This window comes from Microbulbifer sp. MCCC 1A16149, from assembly GCF_050368945.1.
In the GTDB taxonomy this organism is placed as follows: Bacteria; Pseudomonadota; Gammaproteobacteria; order Pseudomonadales; family Cellvibrionaceae; genus Microbulbifer.
Map to the genome: position 1 here is coordinate 3,640,648 of NZ_CP185959.1, position 19,353 is coordinate 3,660,000.

Here is a 19,353-nt window from a genome sequence, read left to right on the forward strand (position 1 = left end):
CCCGCCAGCTGTGCATTTTCTCACCAGCTGTATCTGAGAAAACACCCGAGAATAAAAGCAATGCAAACGGCATCCCTTTCCAGAAAAGTCCACAAGTGGCTGTTTCTGTTTGTCGGCGTCCAGGCCCTGTTGTGGACCCTGAGCGGCGTCTACATGGTGGTGATGGACCTGGACTTTATCCACGGCGATCACCTGGTCAAGAACCTGCGCGAGCCACTGCCGACGGAGCAGGGCACACTGGCGCCCACCCAGTCATTACTCGAGCGCTATAGCGGGGTGAAATCCATTCAGCTCAAGGCGCTGCAGGGCAACCCTTACTATGTGGTAAATACCGGCGAGGGCGCACACCTGATCGACGCCCGCAGCGGCCGCCAAGTGTCCCCCATCGACGGCGACCGCGCCCGCGCGCTGGCGGAGCACTATTACACCGGCAGCCTGCCTGCGGTCTCCGCCGAACTGATTACCGACAACCCGCCCACCGAGCTGCAATCCCGTGCACTGCCCCTGTGGCGGGTCAACTTTGACGACCGCTACGGCACCAGTTTCTATGTCGACCCGGATACCGGAGCGCTGGTCACCCGCCGCCACAATTACTGGCGCGCGTTCGATTTCTTCTGGATGCTGCACATCATGGATTACGAGGAGCGGGCCGATATCCACAACCCGCTGCTGCTGGTGATTTCCATCGTCAGCCTGACCGGTGTACTGGCCGGCCTGATCCTGCTGTTTTACAGCTTTGCGCGCAGGGAAAAAGCAGCCGACACCGCGGCTACGGCGGGAGGTGCACAATGAATTTCATCAAGATCGCGCACAAATGGCTGAGCCTCGTCATCGGCGTGCAACTGGCACTGTGGCTGGCCAGCGGCGTCGCTTTCGCGCTGCTCGATTCCAGTGTGGTCGGCGGCCGCCATCTGGCGGAGCGCCATCCCGCCGCAGTTGTTTCCGTAGACCAGTCGGGCTCTGAGTCGCTGCGCTCGCACGCCGAGATCGCCGGCCTGTATCACAACGCCGACAAGGCGGTTGTGGATATCCGCCTGCAGCCGGGTTTCGATCGCCCGGTGTACCGGGTTCAAACCACCGATGGCGTGGAGCTGCGCGATGCCCGCAGCGGTAACCCGCTGCTCATCGACGCGGCGATGGCCGCCGCCATTGCGGCGCACGACTACGCCGGTGACGACAGCCTGATCGGCACGCCGCAGCGCCTGTCCCAGCCGAATATGGAATCCCGCCGTCACGACGGGCCTGTATGGCGCGTCGATATCGCGGACGAAGGCAATACCAGCCTGTATATCTCCGCGGCGGACGGCCGGGTGCTCGAGCGCCGCAACGACACCTGGCGGCTGTTCGATATCTTCTGGATGCTGCACATCATGGACTACACCGAGCGCCAGGATTTCAACAATCCGTTCGTGGTGATTTTCGGTATCGGCGCCCTGCTGTTGTCCATTTCCGGCTGCGCAATGCTGTTTTCCAGCTTTTCCCGCCACGACTTCAATCTGCTGGCAAAACTGCGCGGCAGCAAAGTGGCGATAACCCTGCTCGATCAGGCCGCCACCCCGGTGCAGGAGCTGGCGTTGCCGAGCGGCGTCAACCTGTTCGATGGCCTCGCCGCCAGTGGCGTGCAGCTGCCTTCCAACTGTGGCGGCGGTGGCAGCTGTGGTTTGTGCCAGGTGCAGCTCAACGCCGACGCACCGATCACCAGCAGCGAGAAGGCCCTGCTGTCCGCGGCGCAACTGGCCGCCGGCCAGCGTCTTGCCTGTCAGCAGCACGCCGTGGCCGCCACCCGCCTGACACTGGATGACAGTGTGTTGCAGGCCGGCGCCTTCACCGCCGAGGTCCAGGAAACCCGCTTCCTTACCCCGTTCATCAAGGAGATCCGCCTGGCGCCGCAAGGCCAGCGCCCGTTCGGTTTCCGCGCCGGTGGCTTCGTGCAGGTTGAAATTCCCCCGCACCAGCTGCGCCTCGCCGACATGCCACTGGACACACACTACAGAGAAGACTGGCAGCCCTGGCTCGGCGCCGCCGGCAGCAACCACGCAGCGCCCCTGCGTCGCTCCTATTCCATGGCGAATGCGCCACAGGAAAGCACCGATGCGAGCGGCAATGATTCCATTCTGCTCAACGTGCGCATACAGCCGCCGCCCGCCGGACAGGAAACCCTGCCCGCAGGTGCCGGCTCCAGCTACATGTTCAATCTGCAGCCGGGCGATCAGGTGCAGTTGAGCGGCCCATTTGGCAGCTTCCATGTACAGAACAGCGAGCGCGAGATCATCCTGATTGGCGGCGGCGCGGGTATGGCGCCACTGCGCTCGATGATTGTCGACCAGTTACGCAATCGCGGCACCCTGCGGCCAATGCGTTTCTGGTACGGCGCGCGCAACCTGCGCGAAGTGTTTTACGCGGAACTGTTCGACGAACTGGCGCAGCAACACGGCAACTTCCAGTGGCAGCTGGGCCTGTCGGAACCGCGTCCACAAGATGCCTGGCAGGGCGCGACCGGCTTTATCAGCGATATCGCCGCGGACAGTTATCTGCGCCAGCATCCGAACATCGGCAATTGCGAGTTTTATCTGTGCGGGCCGCCCGCCATGCTGCGCGCGAGCATCGCGATGCTGAAGCAACTCGGCGTGCGCGAAGAGCAAATCGCATTTGATGATTTCGGCAATTGAGCGGAAAAACGGCGCGCACCGGAAACCTTTCGGTACGCGCCGTTGTCCACTTGCCATAGCGAATAGCAACCCCTAATCTTCAGGCTTCAACGAACAACCGGCTGACATGCAAAGATTTATCGCACGGATCATGGCAACGCTTATGTTGCTGTCTGTCTTCGGACAGGCGGCGGCACAGCCGTGCGCGGAAATGTCAGCCGCTGCGATGGCCACGGCAAAGGCCATGGACAGGAGTGGCGAAGCGGCTCACCACGCGCCAGTGGATAACCCGCAGCCATCCGCGCATTGTGGAGACATGCCCGCAGCGCCGTCGGCCACCAGCACTGATCACTGTGCACAGTCCTCCGCTACCGGTATGAACGCCACTGGCGAGCCTTGCAATGCGAGCTGCAGTTGTTGCCCCAGCCACTGCGCAACGGTGTTGCCGCCGGTGGAGACCGTGGGTATCCCCATGCCTCGCACTGCCCTGCAAGTGACCTACCGGGATCTCGCCTCGTCTGCCGAGCCCGAATCCCTGATCAAACCACCCCGGTCTGCCTGACCCGGGGATCCCCGCGCGCCCGCTGGCGCACTTTTCCCCATTCCAAACTCTTGCGATAACCGCGCTTCGCGCTTTGTCATCGTATGCGTTTTGCTGTCGCCCGCACTCCCTTTATCGAAACCGGGCCCAGCACCACTATCAAAACAGCACTACTAGCAAAACAACACCGTTACCAAAACAGTACCGTCACGCAAACGTGACCAATACAAGGTTGGAATTGATTTATGAAACAGAATATTTTTCTGCGCAGCCTCGCCATTTCCGCACTGCTCGCTTTGACCGCCTGCGCCAAAGCCGATCACGACCACGATATGAGCGAAGACAGCGCCGATGTGACCTCCGCGACCATCGCCCCCATCGCCTCTACGCTGACCACCTATAAAAGCGCCACTTGCGGCTGCTGCAAACTGTGGGTGGAACACGCGGCGGACAACGGCTTCGAAGTCGACGCGCAGAACGTTTCGGACCTGAATGCCGTCAAGGACAAGTACCAGATTGCAGCGGAATTCCAATCCTGCCACACCAGCGTGTCACCGAACGGCTATGTTTTCGAAGGGCATATCCCGGCAAAACTGATTCGCCAGTTCCTGCAAAACCCGCCCGCAGGCGCGCGCGGCCTGGCGGTACCTGCCATGCCCCTGGGTAGCCCCGGCATGGAAGTGGGCGACCGCTTCACTCCCTACAAAGTGCTACAGCTCAACAAAGATGGCAGCACCGCGGTATACGCGAGCATCGACCGTTTTGAACAACAACACTGAGGTACTCATGAACAGATCCCGAGAACCCCAGATTGCACTGCCGGCCCTGTCCCGGCGTCGCTTTGTCACCGGTGTTGCCGCCGGCGCGGCGCTGCTGGGTATGCCCGCGGGTGCCAGCAGCGGTGCACCCCGTGCCAATCCGACACCACAGACGTTACGCGGCAACCAGTTTGATCTGCACGTAAATTATCAGCCGGTGAATTTCACCGGCCGCGAGCGCACCGCGGTCGCCACCAACGGCTCGGTGCCCGGCCCCATATTGCGCTGGAAAGAGGGCGAAACCGTCACCCTCAATGTCACTAACCATCTGGCCCACGACACCTCCATCCACTGGCACGGCATCATTCTGCCCACGGGTATGGACGGTGTACCCGGGCTCAGCTTCAACGGCATCCGCCCCGGCGAAACCTTCACCTATCAGTTTGAGTTGAACCAGAGCGGCACCTACTGGTATCACAGCCACTCGGACTTCCAGGAACAGCAGGGGCACTACGGTTCCATCGTCATCGACCCGGCAGAGCCCGATCCGGTGGCCTGCGATCGCGATTACGTGGTGATGCTCTCCGACTGGAGCGACGAGTCGCCCCACGACATTTACGCCAAGCTCAAAAAAGAGGGGCACTACTACAATCGCCGACGCCGCACCGCCGGCGATCTGTGGGATGAAATCCGTCAGAAAGGAGTCGCCCAAACCTGGCAGGACCGCAAGATGTGGAACGAGATGCGCATGTCCGATCGCGATATCTCCGACGTCACCGGTTACACCTACACCTATCTGATGAACGGCCAGACCCCGGATGGCAACTGGATGGCGCAGTTCAAACGGGGAGAGAAGGTGCGCCTGCGCTTTATCAATGGCTCCGCCATGTCGATTTTCGATATCCGGATTCCGGGACTGAAAATGACAGTGGTGGCGAGCGACGGCCAGAACATCGAACCGGTTACCGTGGATGAGTTCCGCATCGGCGTTGCGGAAACCTACGACGTCGTGGTTGAGCCGGTAGACGACCGCGCCTATACCCTCTTCGCCCAGACCATCGACCGCAGCGGTTATGCCCGCGGCACCCTGACACCGCACCCGGAACTGCGCGCCGAAGTCCCGGCGATGGATTACGCCCCGGTCCTCACACACCGCGACATGGGCATGGATCATTCCGGCCACAATATGGGCGGCATGAGTGGCATGGACCACAGCGGCCACGATATGGGCAACATGGGTGGTATGGATCACAGTGGCCACGATATGGGCAACATGGGTGGCATGGATCACAGTGGCCACGATATGGGCAACATGGGTGGCATGGATCACAGTGGCCACGATATGGGCAGTATGAGCGGTATGGATCACTCCCAGCACGCCGGCATGCAATCCGGTAATGCCGGGCAGTACAGTCTGCACGGCGGCCGCCCCGAGCTCGGCGGCATGCAGGGCGTCTGGTTTACCGACGGTCTGGGCCGCGCCGGACACGGCAGCAACAGCCCCATCGTGCACCTGCCCAGTGAATATGGCTACGGCGTGGATATGCGTGCGGAAATGCCCGGCAACGGTCTGAATGATCCCGGTATCGGCCTGCGTGATCACGACACCCGTTACGGCCGCCGCGTGCTTACCTATGCGGATATCCGCAACCTTACCCCCACTCTCGACAGGCGCGAGCCCACCCGTGAACTGCAACTGCATCTCACCGGCAATATGCACCGTTACATGTGGTCGATGGATGGAATCAAGTTCAACGATGCCGAGCCCCTGATGCTGAAATACGGCGAGCGTATCCGCATCACCCTGGTGAACGACACCATGATGACGCACCCCATTCACCTGCACGGTATGTGGAGTGAACTGGAAACCGGGGACAGCGAATATATTCCACGCAAACACACCATCCTCGTGCAACCAGGTTCCAAGGTCAGTTACCTGGTGACCGCCGATGCCTATGGCCGCTGGGCCTACCACTGTCACCTGCTGTACCACATGCCCGGCATGTTCCGCGAAGTACGAGTGGTGTGAGGACGATGCAAATGAACAGAAAAACCCTACTGGTATTAGCCCTGGCGGCGCCGCTGGCGCACGCCGCGGAAGACCGGCACACGCAGCACCCCCAATCGATGCAGGGGGATGCACACGCTGCCCATCAGCATATGGGACACGACTATCCGGTACAGCAAGATGCCAGCGCACCCGCTGCACCGAACCTCCGCCACGCCGCCAATGAACCCGACCACGTGATGGATCATGAGGTGTTGCTGACCAAGGTCACTTTCGACCAGCTGGAGGTGCGCGAGCACGATGGCGGCGCGCTGGAAGGCAGCGTGTGGTTCGGCGGTGACAAACACAAGGCGTGGTTCAAGACAGAAGTAGAACGGGCAGAAGGCGAAACTGAAAAGGCTGAACTGCAGGCACTGTACAGCCGCGCCATTGCCCCATACTGGGACCTGCAGATGGGCGTGCGCCACGACTTCGAACTGGAAAGCGACAGCCGCAATTGGGGTGTCATCGCCCTGAACGGGCTCGCGCCCTACTTCTTCGAAGTCGACTCATCGCTGTTTATCGGCGAAGACGGAGACACCGCCCTGCGCGTGGAAGCCGAGTACGAGCTGCTCTTCACCCAGCAGTGGATTCTGAGCCCTGAGATTGAAATGAATTTCTTTGGCCAGAATACGCCAGAAACCCATACCGGTTCCGGTCTTTCCGACGTCGAAGCCGGCCTGCGCCTGCGCTACGAATTTACCCCGCAGTTTGCGCCCTACATTGGCGTCAATTACGAGAAAAAATTCGGCAATACCGCGGACTTCGCCCGCGACGACGGCGAGGCCACCAGTGAAACGACCTGGGTAATCGGGCTACACGCCTGGTTTTAATTTACACCGCCTTTTGATGACCCCGTAAAAATTTTCGGGTTTATGGCGGACTGATTGCCCCATCACTCCAGGCAGTCAGTCCGCCGCAATAGCACCCCGCCGAGCCTCAATCTCCGGCTCCCACCAGGCCGTAGTCTTCTCAGGCTCGGCAATGGTAACCGGCGCGCCGATTACCGGTGTAACCAGTCGCACATCCCGTTGCCATGCTTCTTCAAAAACACGCTCCAGCGGCTCGAACCAGTCGTGCAGGGCAAGGTCAAAAGTACTGTTGTGAATCGGCATCATGGCCCGGCCACGCAGATCGATATGTGCCTGAACACTCTCTTCCGGCAACATATGTATCTGGCTCCACATTGCGTTGTAGGCACCGGTTTCCATCAGGGTCAGATCAAAACCGCCAAAACGTTTGCCAATTTCCCGAAACCCACTGAAATACCCACTGTCTCCACTGAAAAAGACTCGAGTATCCGAACTTTCGATAACCCAGCTTGCCCACAGAGTTTCGTCGCGGTCTCCGAGCCCTCTCCCGGAGAAATGTTGCGCCGGGGTTGCGGTGAACTTGAGCGCTCCCATGGAGACCGACTGCCACCAGTCCAGTTCGATGATTTTACTGTCTGCAATACCCCAGCGACGCAGATGGTTACCCACTTTCAGTGGTACTAAAAATTTCTCTACTTTTTTATCCAGCGTCTGAACACTGGCCTTGTCCAGATGATCGTAGTGGTCGTGACTGATCACCACAGCTTTGAGTGCCGGCAATGTCGCCACCTCGAGTGGCACCGGATGGAAACGCCTTGGGCCAAGCCACTGCAGCGGAGACGCCCGTTCACTGAATACCGGGTCGGTTAACACGAAATCACTACCGAGACGGATCAGTACACTGGAGTGCCCGAGGCGATAGACCCGCGCGTCAGCGCTGTTTTCCGCCAACTCTGCAGCGGGAATAGGTCGCAAAGGCAGAGGGCGAGCGGGCACCGGTGCTGCGCGATCAGCGCCGACAAAGGATTTAAAAATTTTCCAGGTGTCCGCTGCGCTGGTGGTATAGGACAGCTCACTATTGCTGAACTTCTGCGGCTGCGACGCACAGGCGTTGAATAAGCTCACGGACATAACCAGGATTCCTGTAACGATTAACCATCGATAGGTCATTTGGACCACCCAAAAAGTAAACTACACAGTGCAGTGTAATTCAAAAACCCGAAAAGTAAACTGGGTAGTGTAAAATGGGCGTTATTGGCCCCCGAGGCCGCCAGCCACGAAACCCAAGAGTCACATGAGCAACAAGCCCCCGACCCGCAGCGAGTTAAAGCATCAGGCAATCCTCGACGCAGCCAAACAGGCATTTCTGGAACACGGAGTGCAAAACACCAGCATGGATGAATTGGCTGCGTTGGCACAGGTGTCTAAACGGACCGTATACAACCATTTTTCCAGCAAGGAAGCGCTGATCATGGAGCTGATTGGCTCCTTATGGCGGCAGGCGGCCGATATACCCAGCGCAAACTACGATCCGGAAGGAGATCTGCACCCACAGCTTTGTCGCCTGATCGAGGCGGAAATCACAGTGATTAGTGGCCAAGAATATCTAGCGCTAAATCGGGTTGCGTTTGATTACTTCTTTCACCGGCCCGATGCGCTGCGCGGCGAAGTGGAAAAGTTTTCCCGCTCCGAAACCGGCGTCAAACGCTGGATCCGAGCGGCCCATAAAGATGGCCGCCTGCGGAAATTAGATGAAGAAATTGCCAGCGGCCAGATTCACAGCCTGATCAAAGGCAGCTGCTTCTGGCCGCAAATGGCGCAGGTGGCTCCCCTACTCAACAAGGATGAGCGGCACGCACTCGCTGACCGGACCGCGGCCATGTTCCTTAGCCACTATCAGGTGTGACAACAGCCGGAAACTCAGCCCGCGACTAAAAGTCCCCGGTACATTTTCATCTGGCAGGTAAACGGGTATTCACCTTTTTGCAGAGCCGGCAGGTTCAACTCGGTAACCTTGTGTACAGTCAGTTGCTTGCTGATATCCAGGTCTGTAAACACCACGTACTCGGCACAGGGACTGGGGTCCTCCCGCCTGAAATGTAAAGTTATCTCCTCGCCGGCGGGCACTTCGATCCAATCCGGATCATACACGCCGTCCTTCACCAGTATTTCCAGTGTATCCGTATAGTGCTCGCCGCCATTTTTTCGCCCGGCCAGCCAGAACCACCACACGATGGCAGCGATCAGTAACAAGCCGAAAATATTCACCAGTAAACTCATCAGTATTTCTCCCCTGCAACTTGCGTGGGACGGAAAAAGCGCAATCGGTTGGCATTAGTCACCACGGTGACCGACGAAAACGCCATAGCGGCACCGGCGATTACCGGGCTTAGAAGCGCGCCGGTAACTGGATAGAGAATTCCGGCTGCGATGGGAATCCCCAGGGTGTTGTAAATAAAGGCTCCAAACAGGTTCTGCTTGATATTACGCAGGGTCGCGCGCGATAGCTCTATCGCATCAGCGACACCATGCAGTGACGAGCGCATCAAAGTGACATCGGCGGTCTCGATAGCCACATCGGTACCGCCACCGATCGCGAAACCCACATCGGCACGGGCCAGCGCTGGCGCATCGTTGATACCATCCCCGGCCATCCCGACTTTTTTGCCCCTGTCCTGCAGCTGGGACACCAGTTTTTCCTTGTCTTCGGGCTGCAGGTCCGCGTGCACTTCGTCGATATTCAGTTGCCTGGCGACAGCTTCAGCGGTAGCGCGGTTGTCGCCGGTTAGCATCTGTACCGTAAGCCCGGCTTTTTGCAGACGCGCGACGGCGGCTTTGGCGTCGTCGCGGATGGGATCGGCAACAGCGATCACACCAGCCGCTTTTCCATCCACAGCGGCATACATTGCGGTGCGCCCCTGTTCCGCCAGAGCTTTTGCCCGCGACGGCCAGTCGCTCTCGGGAATACCTTCTCTTTCCAGCAACTTGCGGTTGCCCAGCAGCACCTGTTTACCGCCGATCCTGCCGCGTACGCCATGCGCGGTAATCGCCTCGAAATCCTCCACTTCCGATAGTTGCAGATCTTTTTCTTTCGCTGCCTGCACTATGGCTTCCGCCAGCGGATGCTCCGAGCCGGCCTCCAGGGACGCCAGCAGCGCAAGCAATTCATCTTCATCGAAATCCGTTTCTATATCGGTCAGTTTCGGCGCACCCTCGGTCAGGGTTCCGGTCTTATCCACAACCAGTGTGTCGAGATCACTGGCCTGCTGCAGGGCCTTGCCGTTGCGGATCAGAACACCGTGCTCCGCTCCCTTGCCCACACCCACCATCACAGACATGGGCGTTGCCAACCCGAGCGCGCAGGGACAGGCAATGATCAGTACCGATGTCAGCACCACCAGCATATGGGCGGCTCTCGGATCCGGTCCAAAGTTGAACCAGACCAGTGCGGCCAACACCGCAATGATCATTACCGTGGGCACAAAGATCGCGGAGATCTGATCCGCAAGACGCGCAATGGGTACCCGGGAGTTCTGCGCGTTGCACACCATTTCGATAATCTGCGACAGTCGGGTTTCCGCACCGACTTTCTGTGCTTCAAAAATGAGGGTGCCGTTCTTGTTCAGGGTGCCCGCAGAAACCGCATCGCCCTCAACCTTCTTCACCGGTACCGGTTCGCCGGTGAGCATGGATTCGTCCACCAGGCTGCTGCCCACCCTGACGACACCATCTACCGGCACCTTTTCTCCCGGACGCACCCGCATGCGATCACCGGGCTGGACGTCTTCGAGTGGTATGTCCACTTCCTCGCCATCACGCAGTACTCTTGCGCTGGTATCCTGTAACTCCAGCAATTTTTCCACTGCCGCACTGGTTTTACCGCGCGCGCGCACCTCCAGAGCCTGACCGAGGTTGATCAGACCGATAATCATCGCGCTGGCTTCGAAATACACATGTCGCGCCGCTTCGGGAAGCAGTCCCGGCGCCACTACCACCATCATCGAATAAAGCCAGGCAGCCGCAGTACCCAGTGCGATCAGGGTATCCATGTTCGCATTGTGATGGCGGAACGCTTTCCAGCCGCCGGTGTAAAAGTGCCCCCCGCAGAACACCATGACCGCCAGTGTCAGCAATCCAACGGCGCCCCAGGCAAGTTGTTCTGTCGGGGTAGTCACGGACATCTCTCCGGTAATCAATCCCCAGGCCATCAGTGGAAGCCCGACACCAAGTGCCACCGCACAGCGCCACAGTAGTTGCCGATAGTGGCGCTGGTCTTCCACTTTTTGCTGTTCCCGCTGTTCGCGGGGGTCCTTACGGGCGGGTTTGGCTCCGTAACCGGCCTCTTCTACCGCCTGTATGCAGCGCGCCTGGTCCACGTCGCCCACTACGGACAGCGTCTTTTCCGCGAGATTGACCTTCGCATCCTCGACACCGGGAACGCTCTCCAGAGCACCTTCAATCTTGCGCACACAGCCGGCGCAGGATGCGCCACTCAGGGCGAAAACCTGTTTCTGCTTCTGGCTCATAATCTGCTAAATCCTGTGCTTACCCTATATGCAGCCATCATAAAAGCTTCCCCCCGGGGCAATGCAAATACTGTATTTCAGACATCAGTCCACAGCGGGAGCAGCGCACCCACGGCGAGCCAGAGTAGTGCGACCACGGCCAGGGCTAGTAATATTTTTTCTTTGATTGAAGCGGTTTTCAGAGCGGGCATCCCCGACTGGAAAAAGCGCCAGACAAAAAATGCAGCGGACATCAGCGCAAATCCGATATTGAAAAACAGGGTGTAATCAACTTTGAAGAAATCGCGATCCACCACCTGCTTTGCAGAGGCCGGGTCCGGTAACAGGTCAAACGCGGAAAACCCGTAGTGAAGTAACAGGGCACTCGCCACAAGAATCAGTAAAAACACCGCGAGAATATACAGCGCCATTTTCCAATCGTAATAGCGGGCCTGAATACGCAAGACCGGAAGCACAACCAGATCACTGAAGATAAACGCCATAATGCCGGCGAATGCAACACCATTACCAAACAGTACTGCGGCGAGAGGAATGTTACCCATTGATCCAATAAAGGTAAAAAACGCGGCGACAGGCCCCACGATACACTGCATTAACACCTGCCAGAATGCCGGGTCGGCATCACCGGCTCCGATAAAAAGTGTCTGGAAAAAAGTTTTTGGCACAAATACGGCAATGATCCCGGCCACCGTAAACCCGACCGTGACATCCCGCCATACCATATGCCATTCCATGACATAACGATTCGCAACCCGTGCCCAACCCTTCCGCGAGAAAAGGAGTTTTTTCCAGCTGGGGGAATCCTCGCTTCCGTCATCGCTGTCTTCCGCCTCACGGGCATGCTCACGCGCCTCTTTTTCCAGATGCTTCGGTAAACTGACGGCCACCAGCACCCACATCAACAGGATCAGCAGAATACCGCCCAGATATTCCGCCACCACAAATTGCCAACCGAGAAATATCGCAATCACGATACCCAGCTCGATAACAAGATTGGTGGATGCGAGCAGAAATGCGAGCGAAGGAATCAGTGAGGCGCCCTTGGCAAACAGCGCGCGCGTGGTGGCCAATGCAGCGAAAGAACAGGAGCTGGAAATAAACCCGAAAAAAGAAGCGAGGCCGACACTGCGCGCGTCAGCCTTGCCCAGGTTTTCACGCATTCGCCGACGGGTGACAAATACCTGTACCATACTGCTGATCAGGTAGCCCAGGGCAAAGGCCCAGAATGCCATCCAGAAGAGGCCGAGGGTGGTGAGTGCGGACTGGTGCCACTGGGAGAGGAAGGTTTGCATGGCGCTCGGGTTATCGGGGTTGAGTACAAGGCGCAAATGATGACGTATGGCGGTTAATAGATAGCTCTCTGACACTCTAGCAGTCGCCACCGGCGAAACCAGACCGGAACCACCAGTCACCTGACGTTGTACCCTGTAACCCGGACCCCGCAGTGGTAGAATCGCGCCATGAAACATCCCCTGCTCTCGGAACGACCGCTCCACTTCTCCCCCACTCTGGCCGCGACCCTCGGCCTGGAGGAGGCGGTGCTGCTTACCGCCTTGGGGGATCTACTGCCATTCCTCGGTGTGGAAGCCCATCCCGGACGCGACTGGTATACGATCAATGGTGATCAGCTTCAGCAGTTGTTGCCGTTCTGGCAGCCTGCCGACGTGCAGCGTGTCGTTACCAGCTTGCGTAACCAGGGGGCACTGCTACTGGGTGCTGCGCCCTACGGGGAGAGCGGCCTGCTCAAGTTCGCCTTCCCGGCGCCGACCTCCCAGGGGACTGCCCGTCCACCCGCGGCGCGCCAAGCCGGCGGCGGCACGTCCGGCGACACATACGGGGGGCGCAGTGCAAATACCATTGGCCCCAACTGGACACCAGACAACGAGACCCTGACGCGTATCAGCCAATTGGGCATTCCGGAGCACTTCGTCCGGGAGCAATTGCCTGAATTCGTCACCTACTGGCGTGATCGCGGCGAAAGCCGACACTCCTTCGGCTCCCTGTTCCTCAAACAGGTAAAAAACAAGTGGGAGGCATTCCGCGCGACCCACGGACGCAAGCAGCCGCTGCCGGATTCCTGGCATCCCGACGAGGGTACGCTGAGCAAGCTCTCTGATGAGGGGGTTCCCAGCACCTTTGTCCGTCGCTGCCTGCAACGCTTTGTCGAGTACCATCGCAATAGCGGCAAGCAGTCGGTGTCCTGGGATCTCGAATTTAACGACTGGGTTACCGAAGACTGGGAGAAGCAGGACACCCCGTTTATCGAGAAGCGCAAGCCGGTACCCATGACCCGGGACTGGCAACCCAGCGAACATACCTGGGAGCAGATGCGCCGACTGGCCATCAACCCCAGTTTTGCCGCAGAATTACTGCCCGAATTCATTTACAAGTGGCTCGAGCGCGGCGGTCACAGCGCGCGCTGGGGCGAACAGTTTATCGAATACGCGCGGATCGAATGGGCCTACTACTGTCAGGGGATCGAAAAGAACCCGATCGCCAAGCCCATTTCCCGCAATTGGCAGCCTTCGAGCGACTGTCTCGGGCATCTATTGAATCAATGTGAAATCGACCGTGAATTTGCCCTCGGCCTGGTCCCCGAATTCCGTCTCTACTGGCGGGAACAGGGCGCAGCGCGCAAGAGCTGGGACGCAGTCTTCGTACGCCACGCGCGCTACCAGTGGGCCGAGCGCAACAAGTTCGCGATAGGACAACATCATGGCAAGCCACAAGAATCCGGGCACTCAGGTAACCAGCGCACAAGGGACACATCAGTCTGGGACATCGTCACAGACACAAACTGGTGACCCCGAGCTGGACGCACGCAAGCGTGCACTGAACGAAGTATTCGGACTGCTCAAGCTCAGCTATCACAATCAGTTCAACTCGGCCTTCCCGGACGTGCAGACACTGAACCACGCCAAGCGGTTGTGGCTGGAGTCCCTTTCCGGATTTTCACCAGAACAGATGGTTGCCGGTGCCAAGCGCGCCATCCGTCAGTGTGAGTTCCTGCCTAACGTACACCGTATGTTGCAATTGTGTGCCGAGGGTGAAAATGGCCTACCCGAGGCCCGTGCAGCCTACCGGGAAGCGTGCAATGCACCGAGCCCCAAGGCAAACCATAACTGGAGCCATCCCGCGGTGTACCACGCCGGTCGCGCCGCGGACTGGTTCTTTCTCGCCAATAATCCCGAATCTTCTGCTTATCCGGTATTTGCCGCCCACTATAAAAAAATATGTGAGCGCCTGATGGCCGGCGAAACGCTGCCGGCACCACAGCAAGTACAGCTGGAACACCAGACCTCGAAGCCATTATCAAAAGCTGAAAATGCCAAGAAGTTGGCGGAATTGCGCGCACAGCTCAAAATATGATGTGATAGCAGGGCCGTACTAAGGCGCTGCTGCCACTTCCCCACGGATTTAACCGGGAGTGGCTACCGCTAAAATTCATCGACTCCAGAGCAGGTATCGCCATGGTCAGGCCCCTCCTTCTGCTTGTGGTACCCCTTTCCCTGCTTGGCAGCAGCCTCGCCAGTGCAGACTTCTATTCCCATCGCTACGGCGGCCTCAGCCTGCAGAGTACGGCCCTGGATCCCGTTTGTTCCAGCTCCCGGGGTTTTGTGGAAGGGCTCAATCGCGATCAGCAATCCGCGGAATTCACCGGCTGCTCGGACAGCGGCACCGGCGTAAAACTCTACGCAGGTTGGCGTTGGAGCCCGCTAATGGCTGTGGAGGCCGACCTCCGCCAGACCGCGACCGCCACCAGCAGCTTTTATGTGAGCAACCCGCAGTTTTCCTATATCAACGTCAAAGACAGAATCACTACCCGTATGGGCAATGCTTTCTTTGTCGGACACTTTCCCGTGGGCGGATCCGGGTTGAGCTTCTTCGGCAAAGTCGGCGGCGGCTTCTGGCTCAGCCAGCTTCGCTCCCGTCAGGCAGGCGAAGCCATCGCCATTCTCCTTCTGGAAGACGGAAACCAGCAGCCGGTAGGTATCCCCTTTGACGGGACTTACTCACAGAACACCAGCGGCTTCCACTGGGGTTATGGAGCCGGGGTCAGTTACCAGATAAAGGATCGCTGGAGCCTGCGCGCAGAATGGGAGCTCTTTCCCGAGGTAGGCAGTGATGAACTTTCCGGTGAATACCAGGTTGAATCCGCATCTCTTGGCTGGAGTGTGCACTTCTAAATTTCGACCTGTGCACAAAATCCCGTTGATCCAGAGATACCTCGCATTGCGGGGTATTTTTTTGTCTATCTGTTGATAATTCTTCGTAACGCTGTGGATTGATTTTGTGAAAGTTTTTCAAGTTATACACAGATGCGTTACTCACAGAAACTCTGGACAGAGCTGTGGGTAAGTGTGGGATATTGGGTGTGAGTGGCGTGGTTGTTGGGTTGCGGAAAACGTTTAAAAAAGCGACGGTGTTTTTTTGGGCGGATTTGGTTTTGTAGGGGTGTGTAGATATAAAAAAGGCCCTGGTCGCGTTAGCGATCGGGGCCTTTTTTTGTGTTCGGTCTGGTGGTGCCGGTGGCTGGAAGTCTGTGGACCTACACTGGGTGGCGAGCGGTGCTCGCCATCGCGGTGCGACGCCTTCGGCGCCCCCGGCTTTACTCCTGCGGAGCATGGCCGGTCACATGGCAGCGCTTTGGCGCTGCGTGGTAGTGGCAGTAATTCAGCGTATCCTAAATAAAAAAAGGGCCACCCAAATGGGTGGCCCTTTCTTTTATTTAGAAGCCTGACGATGACCTACTCTCACATGGCGAAACACCACACTACCATCGGCGATACTGCGTTTCACTTCTGAGTTCGGCAAGGGATCAGGTGGTTCCACAGTTCTATGGTCGTCAGGCAAACTGGCTTGGGTTGGCTTGGTCTTATGAGCTCTGTGCTCGGCGCTGCCGCTTGATTGTTCGTTTGCCACTGCTTTCGCAGCTAACAATCAACCCAAATAAGTCGGTAAAACATTCTGTAGTAATACACCGCAAGATCTGTATGTCTCGTCTCGCGCACAATCCACTGATCGATCATCTGATCAGTAATCGTTAGTAACCATCTCTGTTGTATGGTCAAGCCGCACGGGCAATTAGTACTGGTTAGCTCAACGCCTCACAACGCTTCCACACCCAGCCTATCAACGTGGTAGTCTTCCACGGCCCTTTAGGACTCTCAAGGAGTCAGGGAAATCTAATCTTGAAGGAGGCTTCCCGCTTAGATGCTTTCAGCGGTTATCCCGTCCGAACATAGCTACCGGGCAATGCCACTGGCGTGACAACCCGAACACCAGAGGTTCGTTCACTCCGGTCCTCTCGTACTAGGAGCAACTCTTCTCAAATTTCCAACGCCCACGGCAGATAGGGACCGAACTGTCTCACGACGTTCTAAACCCAGCTCGCGTACCACTTTAAATGGCGAACAGCCATACCCTTGGGACCGGCTTCAGCCCCAGGATGTGATGAGCCGACATCGAGGTGCCAAACACCGCCGTCGATGTGAACTCTTGGGCGGTATCAGCCTGTTATCCCCGGAGTACCTTTTATCCGTTGAGCGATGGCCCTTCCATACAGAACCACCGGATCACTATGACCTACTTTCGTACCTGCTCGTCATGTCTGACTCGCAGTCAAGCGCACTTATACCATTATGCTCATTGCATGATTTCCGACCATGCTGAGTGCACCTTCGTACTCCTCCGTTACTCTTTGGGAGGAGACCGCCCCAGTCAAACTACCCACCATACACTGTCCTCGATCCGGATAACGGACCAGAGTTAGAACCTCAAACATACCAGGGTGGTATTTCAAGGATGGCTCCACAATGACTAGCGTCACTGCTTCAAAGCCTCCCACCTATCCTACACAAGTAGGCTCAAAGTTCAGTGCAAAGCTGTAGTAAAGGTTCACGGGGTCTTTCCGTCTAGCCGCGGGTACACTGCATCTTAACAGCGATTTCAATTTCACTGAGTCTCTGGTGGAGACAGCGTGGCCATCGTTACGCCATTCGTGCAGGTCGGAACTTACCCGACAAGGAATTTCGCTACCTTAGGACCGTTATAGTTACGGCCGCCGTTTACCGGGGCTTCGATCAAGAGCTTCGCCGAAGCTAACCCCATCAATTAACCTTCCGGCACCGGGCAGGCGTCACACCCTATACGTCCACTTACGTGTTTGCAGAGTGCTATGTTTTTAATAAACAGTCGCAGCCACCTGGTCACTTCGACCGGCCTCAGCTTAGGGAGCAAGTCCCATCACCAAAACCGGCGTACCTTCTCCCGAAGTTACGGTACCATTTTGCCTAGTTCCTTCACCAGAGTTCTCTCAAGCGCCTTGGTATTCTCTACCTGACCACCTGTGTCGGTTTAGAGTACGGTTCGCAATTGCCTGAAGCTTAGAAGTTTTTCCTGGAAGCATGGCATCAACCACTTCACTTACCGAAGTAAGCTTCGTCATCAGCTCTCGGCCTTAGGGACCCGGATTTGCCTAAGTCCCCAGCCTACTACCTTAAACACGGACAACCAATCGCCGTGCTGGCCTAGCCTTCTCCGTCACTCCATCGCAGCAATTGCAAGTACAGGAATATTAACCTGTTTCCCATCGACTACGGCTTTCGCCCTCGCCTTAGGGGCCGACTAACCCTGTCCCGATTAGCGTTGGACAGGAACCCTTGGTCTTCCGGCGGGGAGGTTTTTCACCCCCCTTGTCGTTACTCATGTCAGCATTCGCACTTGTGATACCTCCAGCAAACCTCACAGTTCACCTTCAGCGGCTTACACAACGCTCCTCTACCATGCTCATAAGAGCATCCGCAGCTTCGGTTATCAGTTTGAGCCCCGGTATATCTTCCGCGCGGGCCGACTCGACTAGTGAGCTATTACGCTTTCTTTAAAAGATGGCTGCTTCTAAGCCAACTTCCTAGCTGTCTGGGCCTTCCCACATCGTTTCCCACTTAACTGATATTTGGGACCTTAGCTGGCGGTCTGGGTTGTTTCCCTTTTCACGACGGACGTTAGCACCCGCCGTGTGTCTCCCGCGATTGCACTCCACGGTATTCGGAGTTTGCATGGGGTTGGTAAGTCGGGATGACCCCCTAGCCCAAACAGTGCTCTACCCCCGTGGGTGAGACGCGAGGCGCTACCTAAATAGCTTTCGAGGAGAACCAGCTATCTCCCGGCTTGATTAGCCTTTCACTCCGATCCACAGGTCATCCCCTAATTTTTCAACATTAGTGGGTTCGGTCCTCCAATTGATGTTACTCAATCTTCAACCTGCCCATGGATAGATCGCCGGGTTTCGGGTCTATTGCCTGCAACTAAACGCCCTATTAAGACTCGATTTCTCTACGGCTCCCCTATGCGGTTAACCTTGCTACAGACAATAAGTCGCTGACCCATTATACAAAAGGTACGCAGTCACCCCGAAGGGCTCCTACTGCTTGTACGTATACGGTTTCAGGTTCTATTTCACTCCCCTCTCCGGGGTTCTTTTCGCCTTTCCCTCACGGTACTGGTTCACTATCGGTCAGCTGGGAGTATTTAGCCTTGGAGGATGGTCCCCCCATGTTCAGTCAAGATAACACGTGTCCCGACCTACTCGATTTCACTAAATATGCCTTTTCGTGTACGGGGCTATCACCCTGTATCGCGGAACTTTCCAGATCCTTCCACTAAGACATAAATAGCTTAAGGGCTAATCCCCTTTCGCTCGCCGCTACTCAGGGAATCTCGGTTGATTTCTTTTCCTCCGGGTACTTAGATGTTTCAGTTCCCCGGGTTCGCCTCCCTAACCTATGTATTCAGTTAGGGATACCTGTAAAACAGGTGGGTTTCCCCATTCGGACATTCCAGGATCAAAGCTTGTGTGCCAGCTCCCCTAGACTTTTCGCAGGCTCCTACGTCCTTCATCGCCTCCAGCTGCCAAGGCATCCACCGTATACGCTTAGTCGCTTGACCATACAACACAAACGACTACTAACGACTTTGTATCCAAACGCCGATAAACGTTTGAACACCGGATTGTGTGCTTG

14 protein-coding genes and 2 rRNA genes are annotated in these 19,353 nt (G+C 57.2%); 10 read left to right on the plus strand and 6 right to left on the minus strand.

Going from position 1 to position 19,353, the window contains the following annotated elements; all coding sequences use genetic code 11:
• The first annotated feature begins 60 nt into the window (after positions 1–60).
• The 6 genes from ACONT6_RS15065 to ACONT6_RS15090 all read left to right on the plus strand — a co-directional run bounded on the left by ACONT6_RS15065 (position 61) and on the right by ACONT6_RS15090 (position 6,827).
• Positions 61–792, plus strand: coding sequence for a hypothetical protein (locus tag ACONT6_RS15065; protein ID WP_428819260.1), 732 nt, complete (start codon positions 61–63; stop codon positions 790–792).
• The gene (gene nqrF, locus ACONT6_RS15070) at positions 789–2,669 is read left to right on the plus strand and encodes an NADH:ubiquinone reductase (Na(+)-transporting) subunit F (protein WP_428819261.1); all 1,881 of its coding nucleotides are present in this window, start codon (positions 789–791) and stop codon (positions 2,667–2,669) included. The genes ACONT6_RS15065 and nqrF overlap by 4 nt, the downstream gene beginning before the upstream one ends.
• A 130-nt stretch (positions 2,670–2,799) precedes the next feature.
• On the plus strand, positions 2,800–3,210 hold the full coding sequence (locus ACONT6_RS15075; RefSeq protein WP_428819262.1) for a hypothetical protein: 411 nt from the start codon (positions 2,800–2,802) through the stop codon (positions 3,208–3,210).
• A gap of 224 nt (positions 3,211–3,434) precedes the next feature.
• A complete protein-coding gene (locus ACONT6_RS15080) occupies positions 3,435–3,968 on the plus strand; it encodes a DUF411 domain-containing protein (RefSeq protein WP_428819263.1) in 534 nt (177 codons plus the stop codon).
• 7 nt (positions 3,969–3,975) lie between these two features.
• Positions 3,976–5,976, plus strand: a complete 2,001-nt coding sequence (locus tag ACONT6_RS15085; RefSeq protein ID WP_428819264.1) for a copper resistance system multicopper oxidase — start codon at positions 3,976–3,978, stop codon at positions 5,974–5,976.
• A gap of 11 nt (positions 5,977–5,987) precedes the next feature.
• Positions 5,988–6,827, plus strand: coding sequence for a copper resistance protein B (locus ACONT6_RS15090; protein ID WP_428819265.1), 840 nt, complete (start codon positions 5,988–5,990; stop codon positions 6,825–6,827).
• 75 nt (positions 6,828–6,902) lie between these two features.
• Here the strand turns inward: ACONT6_RS15090 and ACONT6_RS15095 are convergent, their stop codons facing one another.
• Positions 6,903–7,937 (minus strand): MBL fold metallo-hydrolase, encoded by a 1,035-nt coding sequence (locus ACONT6_RS15095; RefSeq protein ID WP_428819266.1) that lies wholly within the window; start codon positions 7,935–7,937, stop codon positions 6,903–6,905.
• Between the two features lie 163 nt (positions 7,938–8,100).
• On the opposite strand from ACONT6_RS15095, the gene ACONT6_RS15100 reads away from it, so the two are divergent.
• Entirely contained in the window at positions 8,101–8,712 is a 612-nt protein-coding gene (locus ACONT6_RS15100) for a TetR/AcrR family transcriptional regulator (protein ID WP_428819267.1), read from the plus strand.
• Positions 8,713–8,726: 14 nt separating this feature from the next.
• Here ACONT6_RS15100 and ACONT6_RS15105 read toward each other — a convergent pair whose 3' ends face one another.
• From ACONT6_RS15105 to ACONT6_RS15115, 3 genes are all read right to left on the minus strand, one after another.
• Positions 8,727–9,086 (minus strand): cupredoxin domain-containing protein, encoded by a 360-nt coding sequence (locus ACONT6_RS15105; RefSeq protein WP_428819268.1) that lies wholly within the window; start codon positions 9,084–9,086, stop codon positions 8,727–8,729.
• Positions 9,086–11,332, minus strand: a complete 2,247-nt coding sequence (locus ACONT6_RS15110; RefSeq protein WP_428819269.1) for a heavy metal translocating P-type ATPase — start codon at positions 11,330–11,332, stop codon at positions 9,086–9,088. Before ACONT6_RS15110 ends, ACONT6_RS15105 begins: the two co-directional genes overlap by 1 nt.
• Before the next feature lie 77 nt (positions 11,333–11,409).
• A complete protein-coding gene (locus ACONT6_RS15115) occupies positions 11,410–12,624 on the minus strand; it encodes a permease (RefSeq protein ID WP_428819270.1) in 1,215 nt (404 codons plus the stop codon).
• Positions 12,625–12,792: 168 nt separating this feature from the next.
• Between ACONT6_RS15115 and ACONT6_RS15120 the strand changes: the two genes are divergently transcribed.
• The 3 genes from ACONT6_RS15120 (at position 12,793) to ACONT6_RS15130 (ending at position 15,519) form a co-directional block, all read left to right on the plus strand.
• Complete coding sequence (locus ACONT6_RS15120) at positions 12,793–14,136, plus strand: DnaT-like ssDNA-binding domain-containing protein (protein ID WP_428819271.1); 1,344 nt, start codon at positions 12,793–12,795, stop codon at positions 14,134–14,136.
• Complete coding sequence (locus ACONT6_RS15125) at positions 14,048–14,701, plus strand: replication protein P (RefSeq protein ID WP_428819272.1); 654 nt, start codon at positions 14,048–14,050, stop codon at positions 14,699–14,701. Before ACONT6_RS15120 ends, ACONT6_RS15125 begins: the two co-directional genes overlap by 89 nt.
• A 101-nt stretch (positions 14,702–14,802) precedes the next feature.
• A complete protein-coding gene (locus tag ACONT6_RS15130; RefSeq protein WP_428819273.1) occupies positions 14,803–15,519 on the plus strand; it encodes an outer membrane beta-barrel protein in 717 nt (238 codons plus the stop codon).
• Positions 15,520–16,067: 548 nt separating this feature from the next.
• Here ACONT6_RS15130 and rrf read toward each other — a convergent pair.
• Both rrf and ACONT6_RS15140 read right to left on the minus strand, forming a co-directional pair.
• Positions 16,068–16,183, minus strand: a 5S ribosomal RNA gene (rrf, locus tag ACONT6_RS15135).
• A 213-nt stretch (positions 16,184–16,396) separates the two neighbouring features.
• A 23S ribosomal RNA gene (locus tag ACONT6_RS15140) occupies positions 16,397–19,279 on the minus strand.
• Positions 19,280–19,353 lie beyond the last annotated feature (74 nt).

What these genes read in the sequence shown, in the direction of transcription:
- ACONT6_RS15065 (WP_428819260.1), top strand. Translation starts at nt 61, where the DNA reads ATGCAAACGGCATCCCTTTCCAGAAAAGTCCACAAGTGGCTGTTTCTG.
- ACONT6_RS15130 (WP_428819273.1), top strand. Translation starts at nt 14,803, where the DNA reads ATGGTCAGGCCCCTCCTTCTGCTTGTGGTACCCCTTTCCCTGCTTGGC.
- ACONT6_RS15085 (WP_428819264.1), top strand. Translation starts at nt 3,976, where the DNA reads ATGAACAGATCCCGAGAACCCCAGATTGCACTGCCGGCCCTGTCCCGG.
- ACONT6_RS15095 (WP_428819266.1), bottom strand. Translation starts at nt 7,937, where the DNA reads ATGTCCGTGAGCTTATTCAACGCCTGTGCGTCGCAGCCGCAGAAGTTC.
- ACONT6_RS15120 (WP_428819271.1), top strand. Translation starts at nt 12,793, where the DNA reads ATGAAACATCCCCTGCTCTCGGAACGACCGCTCCACTTCTCCCCCACT.
- ACONT6_RS15100 (WP_428819267.1), top strand. Translation starts at nt 8,101, where the DNA reads ATGAGCAACAAGCCCCCGACCCGCAGCGAGTTAAAGCATCAGGCAATC.
- ACONT6_RS15110 (WP_428819269.1), bottom strand. Translation starts at nt 11,332, where the DNA reads ATGAGCCAGAAGCAGAAACAGGTTTTCGCCCTGAGTGGCGCATCCTGC.
- ACONT6_RS15090 (WP_428819265.1), top strand. Translation starts at nt 5,988, where the DNA reads ATGAACAGAAAAACCCTACTGGTATTAGCCCTGGCGGCGCCGCTGGCG.
- ACONT6_RS15075 (WP_428819262.1), top strand. Translation starts at nt 2,800, where the DNA reads ATGGCAACGCTTATGTTGCTGTCTGTCTTCGGACAGGCGGCGGCACAG.
- ACONT6_RS15125 (WP_428819272.1), top strand. Translation starts at nt 14,048, where the DNA reads ATGGCAAGCCACAAGAATCCGGGCACTCAGGTAACCAGCGCACAAGGG.
- ACONT6_RS15105 (WP_428819268.1), bottom strand. Translation starts at nt 9,086, where the DNA reads ATGAGTTTACTGGTGAATATTTTCGGCTTGTTACTGATCGCTGCCATC.
- nqrF (WP_428819261.1), top strand. Translation starts at nt 789, where the DNA reads ATGAATTTCATCAAGATCGCGCACAAATGGCTGAGCCTCGTCATCGGC.
- ACONT6_RS15115 (WP_428819270.1), bottom strand. Translation starts at nt 12,624, where the DNA reads ATGCAAACCTTCCTCTCCCAGTGGCACCAGTCCGCACTCACCACCCTC.
- ACONT6_RS15080 (WP_428819263.1), top strand. Translation starts at nt 3,435, where the DNA reads ATGAAACAGAATATTTTTCTGCGCAGCCTCGCCATTTCCGCACTGCTC.